This window comes from Aquimarina aquimarini (assembly GCF_900299535.1).
GTDB lineage: Bacteria > Bacteroidota > Bacteroidia > Flavobacteriales > Flavobacteriaceae > Aquimarina > Aquimarina aquimarini.
This window is the reverse complement of sequence record NZ_OMKE01000009.1, coordinates 273,926-294,041: the sequence shown is the minus strand read 5'-3', so window position 1 is coordinate 294,041 and position 20,116 is coordinate 273,926. Positions and strand designations below refer to the sequence as shown.

The window sequence follows — 20,116 nt, the reverse complement described above, 5'->3', positions numbered from 1 at the left end:
TCCTGTAAGACCAGTACGTCCAGTTAATCCTGTTCTCCCTGTTAAGCCAGTGCGTCCTGTAAGACCAGTACGTCCAGTTAATCCTGTTCTACCTGTTAATCCTGTTCTACCTGTTAAACCAGTTGGGCCTGTAGGGCCTGCTGATCCAGTAGGGCCAGTAGTTCCAACGGCACCATTAATGTCTATAATTGTAATTGTGTTGTCTTCTGAGGTGTATCGAAATATACCTCCTCCTAAGTCTTCAAGAGTAGATATGCTTTCATTAAAACTTCCTCCACCATCAGATAAAGTAATTGTGTTTCCACTTTTACTTAATACTTGAATTTCGTTTGTAGGATTAGAATCTAAATCATTGATTAGAGAGGAGAGATCAACGAATCCTCCATTTTCAAGAGTTAAAATGTTAGTTGTTGAATTAAACGATAGTGCTTGATTGTCATTGCCACTACAGAGGCTATTCCAACTATTGTTATTGTATTGGAAAATACAATTGTCATCTGTATTATATATTAATGCTCCGTTTAATGGAGTTATAGCATTCATTTGTGCTGTTGTAATTCTAGTCAAGACAAAAGCCTTATTGATGCTCTCTAACTCTAAAATGGAAGAGTTATGGATTAAATTAGGATTGTCACCAATCTTAACCTGTGCAATCAAGGAAGAAGTTGCTGAACAAAATGCTAGTGTAAATAGAAGTAATTTTATCTTCATAGGTTTTGGGGATTTCCTTGTTAGAAGTCTTTGCTTCAGTATTTTTATGGTTAAACCGTAACCGTTTTGTTTCAATTTAAATGGTGTCTAATCCAATCAAAGATAGATGCCTGCTAATATATTAATAAAATATTAACTACAAAAATATAAAAAAAATCGATTAAACGCACTTTTTTTCGATTAAAAACATGTTTTTAGTTGTGATTTCTCTTTTATTTAAGTCGTTGTTTTATAGTGAGTAATGCTAATTTACGGAATTTATGTAGTATTTAAAATTGAAAAGGATTAAAAAATATTTTACGATTTTGTTTTGTTTTCTAAAGAAATCTAATATTTTTGTCATCGAATTTAAAAAGCGGGAGTAGCTCAGTTGGTAGAGCGTCAGCCTTCCAAGCTGAATGTCGCCAGTTCGAACCTGGTCTCCCGCTCTAAAGCTCCATCGTCTAGATGGAGCTTTTTTTTTGATTTTTGTTGTATGCGAAATGCTGAAGTTTTTGAATTATGATGAGTTTTACTTTTAAAGATTGTAAATTTAATTTTTTAACTATAAAATATTAGGGTATATGAATAGTAGAGGTTTTACAAATATTATTAGATATTTTATGGATGAATGGCTGCCACCAGCTATTAGGGATTCTAAGTTTTTTATGTATCCTTTTTATTATTATGCTTATAAGGGGAGAAATATTAAAACAGTAATGAACCTGAAATCTATTATTTATAAATGGACAGATAAAGAGTTTTCTGATTTTTATTCTAATAGGGATACCCGATTTTCTAATAGTAGACTTACGGATATGTCTAAACAATGTATTGATTATGTTTTTGATACTATTGTGTCTGATGGAGATACGTTTATAGATGTGGGGTGTGGTAATGGTTTTTTGTTGGAGTATGCCCATGAAAAAGGTTTTAAAACTACAGGGTGTGATATTATTGGGGGTAAGAATTTTGAGAATAGTGATTATTTCCAGGCAAATATTGAAAACCTACCTTTTGAGGATAATGCTTTTGATGTTGTTGTATCTACTCATACATTAGAGCATGTTATTGATTTTGAAAAAGCGGTTAAAGAATTAAAAAGAATTACTAAAAAGACGTTGTGTGTCGTTGTTCCTTGTCAGAGAGCGTATTATTATACTTTGGATGAACATGTTCGTTTTTTTCCTTATAAATGGATATTGGAACAGGAAATGAAAATGAAGTTTTATAGTTGTAAGAAAGTTCATGGGGATTTGGTTTTTATTGGTGATATGAAAAAAGAAAAGAAACTTCTGTAATGAATAGGAGTATGTGTTTTTGATTTTTGAAAAAAAAAAGGTGTTGTGAAAAAACTTGGTGTTTGGTTGAAATTTTTTGGATTGATTTTACTCTTTGTGCTTATTTATAAAATTGGGTGGGAAGAAACATTTGATTCTATAAAGAAGGTTTCCTTTGTTCATCTATTGGTTGCGATTGGTATTTTGTGGATAGCATTGTATTTAAAAAGTATGCGTTGGAAAATTGTTTCTATATCTTATGGGATTCCACTTAAGGGTTTTAAAGCTTTTAAAGTGTTTTTTATAGGGCTTTTTTTGGCAAACATTACTCCTGGTAAATTAGGTGATTTTGCAAGGCTGTTATATATCAAGGATGATTTGCCAAGTCAAAAAATAGGGTGGTCAAGCCTTGTTATGGATCGACTTTTTGATTTGTTATGTCTTATGTTTTTTAGTGCGTTGGCACTAGTGTATTATCAAGTTAATTTTAAGTTATTGAAGCTTGCTGATAATCATTGGTTTATTGTGTTCTGGGGATTAGCTATTGTGTTTGTTTTTTTAGGAATATTTTGGTTGCGAAAAAAGATTATTAATATTATTAGGCCTTGGTGGGACGCTTTTAATGCCCATGATTTAGGGTGGTCAACAGGAGGGAAGAGCTTGTTGCTTACTTGCATGAGTATGGTGTTGATATATGGGGTGTTTAACTATATGGCATGGGCAATGCATATTGAGATTGATCACTTAGGGCTATTTCTAGGAACTTTTGTGTTGGGTGTATTGTCATTGCTACCTATAACTGTTTTGGGAATAGGAGTTCGTGAAACATCACTTGTGGTGATTTTTCAATTATATAAATTACCAGCGGAGGATGCAATTGCATTATCGTTAATTATATTTCTTCTTCAGCTTATTTCTTTTATACCTGGTGCTATTTGGTTTTACCTGTCTCCTATAAAATTGAAAGATTTAAAAAGCATGAAATAAATGTTATTTAGATAGCCTTTCGTTATCTTGAATATCCATCCACATGGCAAATAATAATGATTGAAACCCTGATATGGTCAAGAAAATAAATATGATCAAATAATCTGTAGGAGTTTTAGAGTCAGGTCTGAAAAAATGAGAAATTAATTGATACAAAAAATAGATGTTAATTGTTCCTGTGATAAAGGCTGTCCAGTAAAGTAAATATAAAGGATGGAAACTTCTGTATAAGTATTTGGTTTGGAGTCTTTTGAAAAAAGAACGAATCAATAGCCATAGAATCGGAAGAGAAACTTTGATAATGTTTAGTTTGGATTTTTCTCCGACTCCATATATAGGTTTGATTTTGACTTCTCTAATGGTACAGAAAGCTATGTTTAGTTTAACTAATAAGTCGTTTGGCATTCCGTATCGTTTATAGATATCGTATAGGGGTACAGAGTTTAGGGCGTTGTTTGATATTGCTGTGTATCCACTTTGTGTATCAGAAACTCCCCAGTAGCCAGAGGCTATTTTGGTAAGAATGCTTAAAATAGAATTTCCTAAAAATCGAACTCTCGGAATGATTACCCATGCGCTTTTATGGATTAATCGATTTCCTTTTACGTAATCAATTTCTTCATCAACTACAGGTTTGCAAATAGATTCGAGTTCGTCTGGATCCATTTGTCCATCTCCAGCCATTACAGCAGTACAATCTATATTATGATCTTTACACCATTTATATCCGGTAGCAATTGCAGCACCAACTCCTCCGTTTTCTAAGTGTTTGATTACGATTGTTTTTTCTCCTTCAGGGTTTTTGTTTAGGATTTCTGCTGGAGTGAATTTTTGTATTTCATCTATGCTTTTTTGTCTTACTTCGATATCAGCCCTGTTATATATATTGGGTGTTATTTCCTCTTTTAGAGAAGAGGTTAGTTTCAATGTTGTATCGTTGTCGGTAAGATATTTCATAACAGTTCCTACAGTGTCATCTTTTGAAGCGTCATCTACAATAACTATTCGATCTACAAAAGATGGCATACTGTCTAGTACCATTTTGATTTGTTGAGATTCATTGTAACATGGAACAACTACTGCAACGGTTTTATTGTTAAGCATTCGGATATGGTTTTATACTTTGATTAGTTATTGGATATTATCGGTAGCCCATTTTAGATTGTTTTTTGCTAACTGAAAATCTGGATTAATGGTTATTGCTTTTCTACATGCTTCGGCGCCAAGCTCCCATTGTTTCAGTTGATTGTATGCAACGCACATATTGTTATAAGCGTCTGCATTTCTGGGATCTATTTTTAAAATTTCTTTACATGCTGTTATTGACATTTTGTATTCCTTCATTTCGTAATATTTTATACTTAATTCGAGATATAATTCGGGAGAGGAACTTTCATTTATTTTGTTTAACAAAATTTCTACCTCTTCCTGTGGAGTTTTTATATTGCCCGAAATTTGAGTTAGTAGTTCTTTTGATTTTGTGTGGTTTGGACTTTTGGCTATTGCTTGATTTAGATATATTGATGCTTTTTGGAATTCTTCTTGCTTGACAAGATATCTTGCGTAATAATATTCTGGTGCAGGGGATGATGAGTTAAGGTGTAATGCGGACTCAAAATGTTCAATGGCTTTGAGGTGATTATTAGTGCCTCCATATAATATAGCGAGATTTATATGTAGCGTGTAATAATTGGGTGTGAGCTCTATTGCTCTGTTAAAATAATCTAAAGCAATTTCATAGTTTCCTTTTGCCATATGGGTTAATCCATAGTTCATTAGGCCTCTACCATTTTTTGGGCTTTTTGTTACTACGTCAAACCATAGTGATTCACCAGAATCCCATACTTTATTTCTTTGTACTGTTCCATAGGCATGTCCAATTAGGATTAAAGATAAGAGTAAGGCTATTTGAATATTTTTTTTGTTATTGTTTTCAAATACATTATACTTTTTTATAAGCATCAATCCCCCCCAAGGAACAGCAATAAAAAGGCCGATAAAAGGGAAAAACATTCTATGGTCATTGGCTATTTGAAATAAAGGATTTAATGTTGTAGGTAGTAATGCAATAAAAAACCAGGCGAGTCCAAAAGAAATGGGTCTTTGGTCTTTTTTTAAAGCAGTTTTTATCATAATGAATATCATTCCTAATATTATAATCAAGCCAGAAAGTGTTTTTAGGCTATACCATGGTTTTATAATTGTAATATCAGGATCAGCGCTTAAATTTACAGGAAGAATGAAATTTCCTAGATAATGCATAATTACATACCATTGTGTGCTAAAATATTCAAATCGTGTAACTGAAAAATTAGTTGAATCTGTAGATATTGGAGTAAGGTAATATTGATTAAAAAGAAAAAGAAAAGAAGCAATTATTGCTGCAGGAGCTACTCGTTTTATGATTCGTAGGATTTTTTCTTTGGTGTCTTTTTTGAAATCAGAAATTAATGAGTGTTCTTCAAAAAGCAGAATGTAAATAAACAAAATTGGGAAAAACATTACTCCAGTTTGTTTGGTCCAGATTCCAATTATCATCGTAATTAAATAAAGATGCCATTTTTTGCCTATAGGGTGAATATACAGTAGAAGCGAAGCGACAATACATAATGTAGAGAAAGAATCAGATCGAGCACAGATATAATTTATTGTTTCTGCGTTTGCAGTATGAAGAGCAAACCAAGCAGTAGCAAAAAGAGAGGTTATACCAATATATTTGTGCTTTGGTAATGCTATGTTATAAAGATGTCTTGTTATTAGATATATCAAAACTATAAGAACTAAAAACCAAAAAAAGATATGATAATGGTAATAGCGAGAATTTAGACCTCCAGCAAATGAATAATCAATGGCGTTCATTAAAGTGATCATTGGTCTATAAGCTCTATTTGCAGGAAGAGAACTGAAAGTATCTGCATTAGTGAAAAAGCTAGTCCAATTACTTAGGTTTCGTATAGACTCGTTTTCTGAAATGGTATGAGTGTCATCAAAAAAGAAAGGATTGTCAAAGTGATTTAGGTATACAACAAAAGTAATAGCAAGTATTGCGATGAGTACTTTTATTTCATTTTTTTTTGAAGTAAAAATCGTGAACATATGGGGGTTTTGTTTTTGTAAGTATTTGTTATATAGGGTTAAGTGTTCTTTATAACGTCATTAATACGATTGAAACAGGGAATAAATATAATAGTTTTATGTTGTTTTTTGTTATCTGTTATAGGATAATTTTAAGAAAAAGTTATGATTTTTGTAAGTGTACTTTTTTTATTTGACAAGTTGTAAGTTTTTTGCTTTCAGTAGATTACTTTGGTTGAGAAAAGATGTGGTTGTTGATGTAATGTGTTATAAATATGATAATTCTTCTTTTTATAATAGAAACTATTTCAATATTTAAGAAGGAATTTTACTTTTTTAGACATAGTAAATAAACTAAAAATTCAAAAAAATAGTTTGTGTATCTAGCTTGTTGGTTCTTGATATTGGAAATTAAAACCATTAAAAAGAATTAATGAAATAAGTGAATTGTTTTATATTTGAGAAATTGTAGATATAAATATATTTCTGAATGTGTATTTATTACTAATGATAATTAAAAATAAAAATGGATACTAGTTTTTTTGCTCACGAGACAGCAGTTGTAGATGATGGATGTCAGATAGGTGATGGTACCAAAATATGGCATTTCTCTCACATTATGACAGGTTCTGAAATTGGAACAAAATGTAATATTGGGCAAAATGTAGTAATTTCTCCAGAAGTGATTTTAGGTAATAATGTGAAAATTCAGAATAATGTTTCTGTGTATACAGGAGTTACCTGTGGTGATGATGTGTTTTTAGGGCCTTCTTGTGTTTTTACCAATGTTATAAATCCTAGAAGTGCTGTAAATAGGAGAGAAGCGTATACAAAAACACATGTAGGGAAAGGAGCTACTATTGGTGCTAATGCGACCATAGTTTGTGGTCATGATATAGGAGATTACGCTTTTATTGGAGCAGGAGCTGTGATAACAAAAACAGTGAAACCTTATGCTTTGGTAGTTGGTAACCCTGCAAAGCAAATAGGATGGATGAGTGAACATGGAAATAGGTTAGATTTTGATTCTGAAGGAATCGCAATATGTGCTGAAAGTAAAGAAAAATACAGGCTAATAAATGAGACTGTTGTTAAAATATAAAATATGAAAATACATAATTTTGCGATAATGGGGGTTGCTGGATATATAGCACCTCGACATTTGAAAGCGATTAAGGATACTGGTAATAACCTAATAGCTGCGTTGGATAAATTTGATAGTGTTGGAATTATGGATAGTTTTTTTCCTAACTCTCACTTTTTTGTTGAATTTGAACGTTTTGATAGACATATAGAGAAGCTAAAAAGGAGAAAAAATGTTCAATTGGACTATGTGAGTATATGTACTCCTAATTATCTGCATGATTCTCATATCAGAATGGCATTAAGAAGAGGAGCCAGTGCAATTTGTGAAAAACCACTGGTGCTAAATCCTTGGAATATTGATAATTTAGTAGAGATAGAGAAAGAATCTGAAGGAAGAGTAAATACCATTTTGCAGTTACGACTGCATCCAAGTATTATTGCTTTAAAAGAAAAAGTTGATAATGGACCGAAAGATAAAATTTATGATTTTGATTTAACATATTTAACTTCTCGGGGAAATTGGTACCATGCGTCATGGAAAGGAGATATTTCTAAATCAGGGGGTATTGCTACTAATATAGGAGTTCATTTTTATGATATGCTATCTTGGGTTTTTGGGGATGTAAAGGGAAATAAAGTTCATGTCTTAACTGATGATACTGCGTCTGGGTATTTAGAATTTGAAAAAGCTAGAGTGCGATGGTTTTTATCAATTAATTATGAGAATATTCCTGACGAGATAAAAGCACAAGGTAAAAGAACATATCGATCAATTACTATTGATAACGAAGAGATAGAGTTTAGTACTGGATTTACAGAATTGCATACCAGAAGTTATGAAGGGATTTTGAAAGGTGAAGGATTTGGGCTTTTGGATGCTAAAAAATCTATTGAAATTGTTCACGATATCAGAAATTCAGGAATTAGTACTTTGCAAGAAGATTATCACCCTTTTGTAAAGAATATAATCTAAAAAAATGAATAGTTTTTTGAATTAATTTTATAATACTCCATTAATGAAACAACAAAAGATCTCTATAGTAATATCACTGTATAATGAGATGGATGGGATACATCATTTTTGGACATCATTAAAAGAGGTTATAAGTGAAGAAAAACAAGTTTGTTTTGAGTTAATATGGGTAAATGATGGTAGTATCGATAGAACACAGGAAGCTATTGATGAGATTTGTGAAGAACCTTCTGTAGATAATATTAAGAATATTGGAATTGAATTCTCTAAAAACTTTGGGCATGAATCTGCTATGATTGCAGGTATTGATACTGCATCTGGAGAAGCCGTTATTTGTATAGATTCAGATGGGCAACATCCTCCAGAAGAGGTTCCTAAAATGATTAAAATATTTAATGAAGGGAATGATATAGTATTGATGAAACGATTGATTCGAGAGGATAGTAGTTATCTTAAAAAACAATTTTCAAGATTTTTTTATAGGGTTATTAACCTGCTGTCTACTATAAAATTTGAAGAGAATTCGACTGATTTCTTCTTAATTTCTAAACGAATAAAGAGAATTTTAAAATCTAATTTTAGAGATCAAAACCGATTTATAAGAGGGTTTATACAATCTCTTGGATTTTCAAAAAAAACATTGTTGTTTTCTGCACCTGCTAGGCAGTATGGAGAAAGTAGTTATTCTTATCTAGGCTTATTAAAATTAGCTTTTAATGCCATTTTTTCTTTCTCGAATAAACCTTTGAGAGTTAGTATTGTACTGTCTGTTATCTTTACTCTATTTACATTGGGAATGATAGGATATACTTTATATGTTTATATGGTAGGTAATGAAGCTCCATCAGGATATAATACGATTATGATATTTATGTCTGCCTCTTTCTCTATATTATTTATTACCCTGTCAATTCTGTCTCTTTACTTTGAGAAAATCATACAAGAAATACGGAAAAGACCGATATATATCATAAAGCAAAAAAATGAGTAGTATGCATAAGTTAATTGGTCTGATTAGTGATTTTGATGTCTTTTTGAAAAGAAGAAGAGGCTTGAGAATTATTTTGATATTGACTGTCGTATTGAATACTGGATATTATGTGTCATCTCATTATAAAAATTTTCCACCTACGCAAGCTAGAGTAGATGCAGCAGGATTCTCTCCAGATAAAGCATATAAGTTTGCCTATTTTTATTTTTATACTGGAAATTTTCCTTTGGCTACATTAAATACAGATTTAGAATACTCAAAAGAAGGAGCAAATCAAGAGATTGCTACGAGAGGAAAAGATTTGATTATGGAATATACGCATTGGTCAAGATTAGGTGAAAATGCTAGAATTTTGGCATATATGCCTAATGCTTATCTAAAAGGATCTATAGATAATCCTTCTATTAAGTTGTTTAATGCTCTTACCTTTGTTATAGGTTTATTGTTGATGTTTTATGGATTTTGGGAAATAAAAAAACCATTACCAGGACTATTGTTATTGATACTAATGAATTGCACTCCTTTTTTCTTGTATGAGGTGTATTCTCATGAAAATATTTTTGGACTAATGGCTTCTACCTTTTTGATGATATTAGGCTTGAATATAAAAGTGTTGTTTTTAAAGTCAATTGACTATTTTAAGTTGATTTTTAGTGCTGTTTTTTCTGGAGTTTTGATAGGCTTTTTTAGTGAGTTTAGAAATGAAATTTCTGTGGTTATTGTCTCTTTATTGTTTTTATATATGTTGTCTAGATATATAAAAATAGTTCCTAAAATAGTCTTGATCATTATTGCTATTTTTTCTTTTAATGCTACAAAAGGATTTATTAGGCAACATTTTAATGAAAAATTTGAAAAAACTAGCCAATTGGTTAATTTAAGTAAGGGGCATGTGTATAACGGAGCAAAAATAAGTGGTCATAATTTTTGGCACCCAGTTTTTTGTGGACTTGGGGATTTTGATTCAAAATATGGGTATGAGTGGAATGATATTAAGGCATACAATTATGCGATACCTATTTTGAATAAGGATTATGGGATGAATATTCATTACTCTGGGAAATATTATACAGATGACTATTATGATGATAGTAGATTGTATTATAAAAAACCCGAAGAACTAGAAAACTATGAAACTGTTGTAAAAAATAAAGTTATTTCTGATATAAAGAAAGATCCTTTGTGGTATGTTACGATTATAGTAAAAAGGGTATTTAGAACATTGACAACAACAATTCCAGTGTCGTATCTAGGGTGGTTGTTATTTCCTTTAGCTTATTATTTAATAAGGAATAAAGAATGGAATTGGGCTAGTCTTATAGTAGTTTCACTCCCCTTGTCTGCTACCTCAATAATAGTACATTCAGGAAGAGGAACTACTTATAATTCACTTTTTGTGTACTTTGTCTTAGTAATAAGTTTATTGATGGCTTATAAATACTATCAGAAAAAAAGTATAGTAAAAACTTCAATAGAGAAATAATAGTTTTGTATTTAAAAAATAGAAAACCCAGTCAAAGTAGTTAGGCGTTCTAGTGCGTACATACCCAGCTCAGAATTTCCTTTGGGATTCAAAGGAGGGCTCCATACTGTTACAGTATATTGATTAGGATGTATAGCAACAATACCACCGCCAACTCCACTTTTTCCTGGTAGCCCTACCCTGAAACTAAATTCACCAGCCTCATCATAAAAACCGCAAGTTTGCATGATTGCGTTGATACGTTTTACCTTTTGAGGAGGTACTATTTGATGCTCATCAGATAATCGTTTGCCACCATTGGCATAGATCATAAATGCAGTAGATAATTCTTTGCAAGACATTTCTATAGAACATTGAAAAATGTAGAAATCAAGAACAGTTTCAATATCATTGGTGATGTTTCCAAAAGCTTTCATTAGATTTAATAAAGCAGCATTACGATGGCTATATGCTTTTTCTGAAGCAAAAACTTTTGGATTAATATTAATACTAGTAGTGCCAGTGAGGCTATGAATAAAACTTAAAAAATCCTCCTTTGGGTTGTCTAATTGAGAAATTAAAATATCACTAATCACCAAAGCCCCTGCATTTATAAAAGGGTTTCTAGGAATTCCATTTTCATATTCTAGCTGTACTAGAGAATTAAAAGGATCTCCAGAAGGTTCAACATCAACACGGGCAAACAATTCAGTATCGTTCATTAAAAGCATTGCTCTGGTTAAAGCAAAAACTTTTGAAATACTTTGTATAGAAAACCGTTCATTATTATCACCAAAGGAGTAATGACCCGAATTAATACAATATAAGTGCATTCCAAATTTTTGAGGATCAATATTGGATAGTTCAGGAATGTAGGATGCTACTTTTCCTGTTGATTGCATAGATAAATACTCTGTAGCAATGGTGTCTAATATTTGTTGATAGTTCACTTTTTTATATTTTAATGTAATTCTGATAACGAACTGCCGCTTTCTATTTCATAAGGCTCTTTGTTTTGTTCAAAGATTCTTGCGGTCAATTCTCCTTCCAATGTAATTTGGCCTTTATACACTTTCAGCCAGCTTCCTTCTCGTAACCCGACCACAGGTTGAGAGTTTAGATTATGAAACTCTTTAATTCGTGTTTCTCTAGTTTCTCCTTTATGAGTAGAACTTGGATCTGGATCAAGATAATGTGGATTGATATTAAAAGGGACTATCCCTAAAGTTGCAAAATTAGGAGGGTAAACAATAGGCATATCATTAGTAGTTTTCATAGTAAGCCCACAAATATTACTCCCTGCACTTGTTCCTAGATAAGGTATGCCAGATTGGATAGCTTCTTGTAGAGGAGTGATCAGCCCATTTCTATATAATTGATCCACGAGTAGAAAAGTATTTCCACCACCCGTATAAATGCCTTTCGCATTTTTTAGAGCTTCAATTGGATCAGAAAACATATGTATACTAACAATTCGTTTATCAATCTTTTTAAAGATGTTATTTACACCAATAGTGTATTCATCATGAGATATTCCACTAGGGCGAGCATATGGAATAAAAAGTATTTCTTCTACATCAGTATAAAGATCCAATAATGTATTTTTTAGATAAGCCAATGGCTCACTTCCATGTATTGTTGAAGTGCTGGCAATGATAGAGTTAGTCATAATGGCGTTTTTTATCTCGTAGTTTAACGTTTTCTTAGTTTAAAATTTTCTGTGAAAATAAAAAAATGTAGTATCTTAAAAAATAAAATTAAGTCTGTTTACTATGAAAATAAAATTATCTGTTCTTTTCGTTTGTTTTATAATTGCTACAACAACGGCGCAAATTACCTCTAGAGTTATGATAGAAGGTAAAATTAGTGCCCCGATTGGTGATAATGTTGAAGGAGTTGTTGTTTTTAACCGCAGTACTAATAAAGGTACCATAACCAATAAAGATGGTGGATTTAAAATAAAAGCAGGAATAAATGATAGAATTGAGGTTGTAGCAATGCAATATCAACATTTTATGGTATTAATAGATAAGGGGGTGATGGATACCAAGAAATTAAATATATTTCTTAATGAGACTGTAAATCAGCTAGAAGAGGTTGTGGTAACCCCATATGATTTACTTGGTAATGTATCAGTAGATGTAAAAAAAATAGGATTTAGTAAAAGTGGAATTGGTGATCTCGCAGAAGAAACTTCTTCTAGAATCAATGATACTGATTATGATTTTAGGCCCGATGGATTGTCTCCATTAGAAAACAAAGTGTTTTTAGAAGATAGAATGATAAATGGATTAAATTTTGTTAACCTTTTTAAATTGGTTTATACTACCAAAGAAAAAAATAAAAAAAGAAAACAGCCCTCAGATATTGATGTAAAAATAAGGGATATGTATAATGATCAGTTTTTTAAAGATTATTTGGCTGTAGAAATAGATCAAATCAATGATTTTATCCTTTTTGTAGAGAATAAAGGTCTGAATTCTGAATATTTTAAATCTGGAAAAGAGCTCGATCTTTTACAATTTTTGGCATATCAAAGTAAACTTTATCACAACAAGCAATAAAGCTTTCAAGAGTGTCACTGTAATTTTATCATAATTATATCGTCTTTTGGAATACTAATTCCCTGATTATATTTTTATGACAAAATTTATACGTTTTCTTTTTATTATAATCTCAATACATAGTTTTGGACAATCTGAACTTCTGAAAGGGAAAATCGTAGCAGATTCTCTTCAAGGGTATGCTATTAATATTGTAAATTTTACTAAAGAAATTGGAGCAACGAACGAGGATAATGGTTTTTTTGAAATATCTGCTAGTGTTGGGGATTCTATAGTTTTTTCTTCTGTTCAATATCAAACAAAGACAATTATTGTAGCGCAAAATCATCTTCAAGAAGAAATAAATACTATTGTATTACATCCCAGAGTACAAAAATTAGAAGAAGTAAAGGTGAGTACTATAGAACTTACAGGAAATATAGACAGAGATATAGGTGTTGTAGAGTTAGATCCTTTTGTTGATAACCAAGTATTAGGTCTTCCATTTAGTGATAAACCCCAACCCACGGTAGCCGAAAGAAGAATTTATACGGCAAGAAGCGGGATATTGGACTTGCCTATTAATTACCTGAGCGGAAAATTAAAAAAATTAAAGAGAATCAAAGCGTTAGAAGATCTTGATGCAGTAGTGCAAAGAGGAGAAATAACTTTTAATACGACCTTCTTTGTAGATGAACTAAGATTACCAGAAGATTTAATAACCGATTTCATGTATTACTGTGCCAAAGATGAATATTTTATTGATCTTTTGGAAAACTCTAAAAGATTAACATTAGTAGAGTTTTTTCAGAAAAAGGTAAAACCTTATAAAGAACACAAAGAACTGGATTAGTTACTTTTTGTTATGAAGCTTAATTTCTAAAAAACTATAAAAATAATACCAATGCAACATGATTGGATATAACTTGTCTTTAATAATGAATTTTAACAACCATGAGTGCAGAAAAAATACGTAACTATAATTTTATTTCATTTCTTCTTTCTTTCAGTTTTTTGTCAAAGAAAAATGATAAAAGGAGTAATAGAAAATGATAGTTCAGAAGGAATTCATATAATTAATAAAACAGCCAATCTATTTACTATTACAAACAAAGAAGGGGTTTTCTTTTTAGAAGGAACTATTGGAGATGTATTTGTTATTTCATCTGTTCAATATGATCTAAAGGTTATTGTAGTAAATAAAAACATGTATGACGATAAAGAATTTAGTTTTATGCTAAAAGAAAACCTTAATGAATTAGATGAAGTAATTGTAGGAGTACAGTTGTCAGGTGATTTGAATACCGATATTAAGGGGATAAAGACTGAGGAATTGTTTAGCCCTGAAGATGTTGGAATACCTGTTTATGATGGAATTCAGATGGAGGAAATTATCCCAATGCATAAAGCTATTATGTTTTATGGTATAGGATTTCGATTAGATGTTGAAGCAACTTATAAAAATCTATCTGGATATTATAAAACCTTAAAAACAACAAGAAAATTAGATGCAGAAAATAATAATTTAGAGATTATTCAGGACTTTTATGGAAAACATTTTTTATCCTCGGTATACAACCTTCCTAAAGAGAAAATATATGATTTTTTATTATTCTGCATTCAGACGAGTGCTATTCAATATGAATTTAGTAAAGAAAATCACAATGTTGTATTAAGAATATTGTCGAATAAACGAAAAGAATTTGTGGTGAACAAGTAATGAATATATTTCTGGAGATAACTAAATTTTACTAAAATGAGAATAAATCTTAACTCTTTATTTCTAATGATCCGAAGTTTGGCATATTTTTTTAATGCATAACATTAAAATTAATTACATTTAACACTTTGCAAATTTCAAATAATGAATAGAATTATAAAAATCTTTCTTTTTATCGGCCTTATTTCTTTAAGCTCGTTTGCCGTTGTGCACAAATTTTATGTAAGTGTAACACAAGTAGAATATGATAAACAAGAACAATCATTACAGATAGTTTCAAGAATATTTATAGATGATATACAAGAATTGCTAAGAGAAAGATATAGTGATTCGATTAGCTTAGATAAAGATGGAGAAAGTAAAGATGTAGACAAATATTTATCTATGTATTTTGATCAGAAATTAACATTTCAGGTAAATGGGAAAGAAACTTCTTTTGTGTTTATAGGGAAAGAATATGAAGATGACCTCATTATTTGTTATTTAGAAATAGAAAATATAACTTCTTTAGAAGCAATAAAAATAACAAACCAGATTTTGATGGATGTCTTTGAAGAACAGCAAAATATAGTACATGTTAAAAAAGAGAATGAGCGAAAAAGCCTTATTCTCGAGAAAGAAAAAAGCAGCGGGTTGTTAAAGTTTAGTGAATAAATCAGTAAACTTTTAAAAAACAATTACTTTGCAAATCCTTAACAATTAATTCAAAACCATTACAATGAGAAAGATACTTTTAGTCCTCTCGGTGACTTTTTTGATATCAGGAGTTTCGTATGCTCAAGATCAAGAAGAGACTAAAAATGTTCGTGAATTAGGACATACTAATCAGAACAAATTCAAACAAATGTATGATGAGTTTGCAACTCCAAATATGTATAGAACTGGATCTGGAGCTCCAGGGCCTGCATATTATCAGCAACAAGCTGATTATAAGATGGATATTGAGCTCGATGATAAAAACAAAAAATTAACAGGAAAAGAAACAATTACCTATACCAATAATTCTCCTGATGATTTAGAATTTCTGTGGGTTCAATTAGATCAAAATGTTCGTGCTAAGGATTCTAAATCACCATTGATTGAATCCAATCGTGTTGAGCCAGCAACGACGCCGCAAGATTTTTTAAAGAAATATATGTCAGAACCTTTTGATGGAGGTTTTAATGTAACAGCCGTAAAAGATAACAACGGAAACCCTCTTACTTATACGATCAATAGAACTATGATGCGTGTTGAGATGCCAAAAAATCTTGCATCTGGAGAAAAATTTGTGTTTTCGATTGACTGGTGGTATAATATAAATAACCACGTAGATGCTAGAGGAAGGTCAGGTTATGAAGAATTTGAAGAAGGAAACAGAGCTTATGTAATAGCACAGTTTTATCCTCGTATGGCAGTTTATAATGATGTAGAAGGATGGCAGAATCACCAATTCTGGGGTAGAGGAGAATTTGCATTACCATTTGGTGATTTTGAAGTAAATATTACAGTTCCTGCTGATCATGTTTTAGATGGTACAGGAGTACTTGTTAATAGAAAAGAAGTATATAGTAAAGATATGATGAACCGTTATGAAAAAGCGAAAAAATCATATAATAAGCCAGTAGTAATTGTTACTCAAAAAGAAGCTGAAGCAAAAGAGACAACATTTTCTAATGAGAAAAAAACATGGAAATTAAAAGCTGAAAATGTTCGTGATTTTGGTTTTGCTACCTCAAGAAGATTTATCTGGGATATGATGGCGGTTAAAATTGGAGGAAAAGATGTGATGGCAGTTTCTATGTACCCAAAAGAAGGAAACCCTCTTTGGGAAGATTGGTCTACAAAAGTAGTTGCTAGTACATTAAAATCATACAGTAGAATGACTTTTGATTATCCTTATCATAAAGCAATTTCTGTACATGCAAAAAATCAAGGAATGGAATATCCTATGATATGCTGGAATTACGGAAGACCCGACTCTGATGGAAATTATAGTGATCGAGTAAAATACGGTATGATGAGTGTGATTATTCATGAAGTAGGGCATAATTTCTTCCCAATGATTGTGAATAGTGATGAGAGACAATGGACATGGATGGATGAAGGACTTAATACCTTTGTACAATATGTAGCAGAACAAGATTTTGGAGAATGGTATCCAAAAGCATTAGGAAGCGATAAAAAATACCCTTCTCGTAGAGGACCTGCACATAAAATTATACCATACATGAGCGGAAACCAAAATTTCTTATCCCCTATCATGTCTCAATCTAATAATATACACCAATTTGGATCAAATGCATATTCTAAACCAGCAACAGGTCTTAATATTTTAAGAGAAACAGTGATGGGTAGAGATCTTTTTGATTATTCATTTAGAACCTACGCACAACGATGGATGTTTAAACACCCAACTCCAGAAGACTTTTTTAGAACTATGGAAGATGCGTCTGCTGTAGATTTGGATTGGTTCTGGAGAGGATGGTTTTATACTACAGACTATACAGATCTTGGTGTAAAAGAAGTAAAGAAGTATGTTGTTACCAAAGAGCCTAATAAAAAAGTAAAAGATTATGTCGCTTCTAGAGGAGCAACAGTAGAAGATTTGGGGCCACTTGTATTCATGGTAAAAGATGGTACTGATGAATATGAAAGCATGAAAAGTAATGGAAATATTATTAGTGACGCAAAGTCATTAAAAGAGTATTTAATGGATAATTTTTCAATAGAAGAACGTAAACAAGTTAAAAACCCTAAGTTTTTCTATGAAATTACTTTTGAAAAGCCAGGAGGGTTAGTAATGCCATTGATTGTAGAGTATACGTACGAAGACGGAAGTACAGAAACGATAACATATCCAGCGCAAATATGGAGAAAGAATGACCATCAAGTAAAAAGAGCTATAGCTTCAGAAAAGGTTATTTCAAAAATAGTAGTAGACCCTAAAAAAGAAACAGCAGATATAGATACATCAAATAATAGCTGGCCAAAAACAAAAAGAATAGGGAAATTTAAACAATTTAAAAATAGAGTAAAAGGGCAATAAGTTGCTGTTTTTCTATAGATTTATAAAAGCCATCCCAGAAGTCTTTTGGGATGGCTTTTTTCTATATAATATTGACTATATTTGTAGCGTATGATAACATTACCTTTATTTATTAGTGGCACAGAAATTACCTTTATAGTTTTTATATTGGTAATGGTTTTTGGAGCAGATAAAATTCCAGAAATAGCACGCGGATTAGGTAAAGGAATGAGAGTTATAAAAGATGCTACAAACGATATAAAGACTGAGATTACCAAAAGCGCAGAAAAGCATGGTATTGATACAGATATTCCCACTTCTATTACTTCTGATATAAAAAAGGAAATAGAGCAGGTCAAAGATGATATTGAAGACATTACTGGGCCAATAAAGCGCCAACGATAAACCTGAAACACCTCTTCTTGTAACCAGTTTTCAGTAGATTTTCCTTGTATATTCTAATTAATTTTCAAAAAAAGAGTTTTTTTTTGAAACGTTTATCTCTGTTTGCCTTAAAAGATAAAACCCCTTGTTAATACTGAGGTTCCCCATGATTGTATTATTGTTTTGTTTGTGTTATGCAAGCATAATAGATGGTTTTGAAATGATGATATGATAATTTTATAGCTAAATATTTAGATAATATTTAATATATTCGCTTTCAAATTAAGAAAAATACATTTTATATGTGTTTTTATTGAATCACTCACTTGATTTTATACACAAACTTAAAACCTATTCTAAAATGAAAAAAATCACTTTTCTTATCACCATCTTAATTCTCGTATTTTCTTGTTCCAAAGAAAATCCAGATGAAATTATCGAACCAAATTCAGATTTTTCTGAATCACAAAAATTACTAACCATTTCTGAAGTTAATAAATACATCCAAACTGAATTAAAAGAAAAAGGAGATGTAAACTGGACCAAAGCACCTGCAGTTGTATTATGGAGTGCCGTAATGCACGGGGGAGAGGTACTGAGTATTGGCTATGGAGAAAAAGGAGAAAGTTTCTCTGTTCAGAAGTCAGCAAGACTTGTCAATGCGCTAGATAATATTTATGAAATTGTGGCATCTGCAGAGGGAGTAAAAAAAACTAGTTCTGTGTTATCTGCAGATGAAATACTTAATGTGACTGATGTAAAAGTTACACACCTTGAAACTATAATAGCTTTGCAGGAAACAGATCAAATTAGATATTTAGAGCCAATAGGATATGGTTCCTATTTGCAAGAAGCTACTCCTCAACAAAAATCTGCAGGTTGTAGTACAGGGGGACAAACTATTCATAGTGGAGATTACAGAGTAATTTCTCCAAATGCCCGAGTCCCTTGGAATTTTGATCTTCATAAAATACCACAAGCATGGAATTATAGTACAGGTTCAGGTATTACCGTTGGTTTGATTGATACAGGAATTTCGGCAAATCAGAGTTTATTAGGTAGTGGATTTAATGATGGAGCTTCAAACGGAAGAAGCATACAACGATACGGAACATTTATTGATTCTCCATGGTGGTGGTCTGATAATGTTGATGGACCCAATGATAGATGTGGTCATGGTACTACTATGGCAGCAGCAATCTCCTCTCCTCGAAATAATGATTTTATGCCCGTAGGAGTGGCCTATAATTGTAACTTAATTTCTTATAGAGGAACAGAAGATGTTGTGCTAAATGATTACCATGAACGCAAAGGAGTAAGCAATGCGCTAAAAGGATTAGGGAATAATTCACGAGTTAAAATTATTTCGATGTCAATTGGATACCCATGGTCTATCGGTAATGTAAAAGATGCTGTGAGATATGCATACGGAAAAGGTAAGTTGATTATTGCAGCAGGAGGAACATCAACCATATTTACAAATTGGTATGGAGTTATTTTTCCAGCGACTATGTCAGAAACTATTGCAGTAACGGGCTTGAAAGATAATGGATATAACAGTTGTGGAAATTGCCACGATGGAAATAAGATTGATTTTACTATTGTAATGGAAAGAGCAGGAGATTCTAATAGAAAAATGCCAACACTTGGTTTTAATACAGGAACACAGGTATATGTAGGAGGGTCCTCTATTGCTACAGCTACTACCGCAGGAATTGCAGCTTTGGTATGGGCACGTAATCCAAGCATGACCAGAAACCAGGTACTTGATAAGTTAAAGAAAGCTGGGGATTTTTACCCTAATAGAAACAGTAAGTATGGGTATGGAAATATTGATGCTTTAAAAGCTGTTCAATAAGTTAAGTTAATTGCGCTAAAATAAAGTGGAAGACCATCGATATGACTTCCGCTTTATTTT

At 31.6% G+C, this 20,116-nt stretch carries 17 protein-coding genes, 1 tRNA gene and 1 pseudogene; 14 read left to right on the top strand and 5 right to left on the bottom strand.

Annotated elements, in window-relative coordinates; translation table 11 throughout:
* Nucleotides 1-711, bottom strand: a pseudogene (locus DG508_RS21155) (hypothetical protein); the annotation flags it as partial.
* A gap of 355 nt (nt 712-1,066) precedes the next feature.
* Between DG508_RS21155 and DG508_RS05235 the strand changes: the two are divergent.
* The 3 genes from DG508_RS05235 (at nt 1,067) to DG508_RS05225 (ending at nt 2,957) form a co-directional block, all read left to right on the top strand.
* A tRNA-Gly gene (locus DG508_RS05235) sits at nt 1,067-1,139 on the top strand.
* 135 nt (nt 1,140-1,274) lie between these two features.
* Nucleotides 1,275-1,991 carry a class I SAM-dependent methyltransferase gene (locus DG508_RS05230; RefSeq protein WP_159090682.1) on the top strand — a complete coding sequence of 239 codons (717 nt, stop codon included), beginning with the start codon at nt 1,275-1,277 and terminating at the stop codon, nt 1,989-1,991.
* Between the two features lie 45 nt (nt 1,992-2,036).
* On the top strand, nt 2,037-2,957 hold the full coding sequence (locus tag DG508_RS05225; RefSeq protein ID WP_108867116.1) for a lysylphosphatidylglycerol synthase transmembrane domain-containing protein: 921 nt from the start codon (nt 2,037-2,039) through the stop codon (nt 2,955-2,957).
* A gap of 3 nt (nt 2,958-2,960) precedes the next feature.
* Here the strand turns inward: DG508_RS05225 and DG508_RS05220 are convergent, their stop codons facing one another.
* Both DG508_RS05220 and DG508_RS05215 read right to left on the bottom strand, forming a co-directional pair.
* On the bottom strand, nt 2,961-4,061 hold the full coding sequence (locus DG508_RS05220; protein WP_108867115.1) for a glycosyltransferase family 2 protein: 1,101 nt from the start codon (nt 4,059-4,061) through the stop codon (nt 2,961-2,963).
* A gap of 27 nt (nt 4,062-4,088) precedes the next feature.
* The gene (locus DG508_RS05215; protein WP_108867114.1) at nt 4,089-6,053 is read right to left on the bottom strand and encodes a tetratricopeptide repeat protein; all 1,965 of its coding nucleotides are present in this window, start codon (nt 6,051-6,053) and stop codon (nt 4,089-4,091) included.
* A 505-nt stretch (nt 6,054-6,558) separates the two neighbouring features.
* On the opposite strand from DG508_RS05215, the gene DG508_RS05210 reads away from it, so the two are divergent.
* The 4 genes from DG508_RS05210 to DG508_RS05195 are packed head-to-tail and all read left to right on the top strand — an operon-like array spanning nt 6,559 to nt 10,565.
* Entirely contained in the window at nt 6,559-7,134 is a 576-nt protein-coding gene (locus DG508_RS05210; RefSeq protein WP_108867113.1) for an acyltransferase, read from the top strand.
* 9 nt (nt 7,135-7,143) lie between these two features.
* The gene (locus DG508_RS05205) at nt 7,144-8,091 is read left to right on the top strand and encodes a Gfo/Idh/MocA family protein (protein ID WP_108867123.1); all 948 of its coding nucleotides are present in this window, start codon (nt 7,144-7,146) and stop codon (nt 8,089-8,091) included.
* A 43-nt stretch (nt 8,092-8,134) separates the two neighbouring features.
* Nucleotides 8,135-9,082, top strand: a complete 948-nt coding sequence (locus DG508_RS05200) for a glycosyltransferase family 2 protein (RefSeq protein WP_108867112.1) — start codon at nt 8,135-8,137, stop codon at nt 9,080-9,082.
* A gap of 1 nt (nt 9,083) precedes the next feature.
* On the top strand, nt 9,084-10,565 hold the full coding sequence (locus DG508_RS05195; RefSeq protein ID WP_159090680.1) for a hypothetical protein: 1,482 nt from the start codon (nt 9,084-9,086) through the stop codon (nt 10,563-10,565).
* 11 nt (nt 10,566-10,576) lie between these two features.
* Here DG508_RS05195 and DG508_RS05190 read toward each other — a convergent pair whose 3' ends face one another.
* Nucleotides 10,577-11,494, bottom strand: coding sequence for a glutaminase (locus DG508_RS05190; protein ID WP_108867110.1), 918 nt, complete (start codon nt 11,492-11,494; stop codon nt 10,577-10,579).
* 11 nt (nt 11,495-11,505) lie between these two features.
* A complete protein-coding gene (gene pepE, locus DG508_RS05185; RefSeq protein WP_108867109.1) occupies nt 11,506-12,213 on the bottom strand; it encodes a dipeptidase PepE in 708 nt (235 codons plus the stop codon).
* A gap of 103 nt (nt 12,214-12,316) precedes the next feature.
* On the opposite strand from pepE, the gene DG508_RS05180 reads away from it, so the two are divergent.
* From DG508_RS05180 to DG508_RS05150, 7 genes are all read left to right on the top strand, one after another.
* The gene (locus tag DG508_RS05180; protein WP_108867108.1) at nt 12,317-13,108 is read left to right on the top strand and encodes a carboxypeptidase-like regulatory domain-containing protein; all 792 of its coding nucleotides are present in this window, start codon (nt 12,317-12,319) and stop codon (nt 13,106-13,108) included.
* Nucleotides 13,109-13,184: 76 nt separating this feature from the next.
* Nucleotides 13,185-13,940, top strand: a complete 756-nt coding sequence (locus tag DG508_RS05175; protein ID WP_108867107.1) for a peptidase associated/transthyretin-like domain-containing protein — start codon at nt 13,185-13,187, stop codon at nt 13,938-13,940.
* A gap of 174 nt (nt 13,941-14,114) precedes the next feature.
* Nucleotides 14,115-14,807, top strand: a complete 693-nt coding sequence (locus DG508_RS05170; RefSeq protein ID WP_108867106.1) for a hypothetical protein — start codon at nt 14,115-14,117, stop codon at nt 14,805-14,807.
* Between the two features lie 144 nt (nt 14,808-14,951).
* Entirely contained in the window at nt 14,952-15,461 is a 510-nt protein-coding gene (locus DG508_RS05165) for a DUF6702 family protein (protein ID WP_108867105.1), read from the top strand.
* 64 nt (nt 15,462-15,525) lie between these two features.
* Nucleotides 15,526-17,835, top strand: a complete 2,310-nt coding sequence (locus DG508_RS05160) for a M1 family metallopeptidase (RefSeq protein WP_108867104.1) — start codon at nt 15,526-15,528, stop codon at nt 17,833-17,835.
* 90 nt (nt 17,836-17,925) lie between these two features.
* Complete coding sequence (locus tag DG508_RS05155) at nt 17,926-18,219, top strand: Sec-independent protein translocase subunit TatA/TatB (protein WP_108867103.1); 294 nt, start codon at nt 17,926-17,928, stop codon at nt 18,217-18,219.
* Nucleotides 18,220-18,559: 340 nt separating this feature from the next.
* Entirely contained in the window at nt 18,560-20,056 is a 1,497-nt protein-coding gene (locus DG508_RS05150) for a S8 family peptidase (protein WP_108867102.1), read from the top strand.
* Nucleotides 20,057-20,116 lie beyond the last annotated feature (60 nt).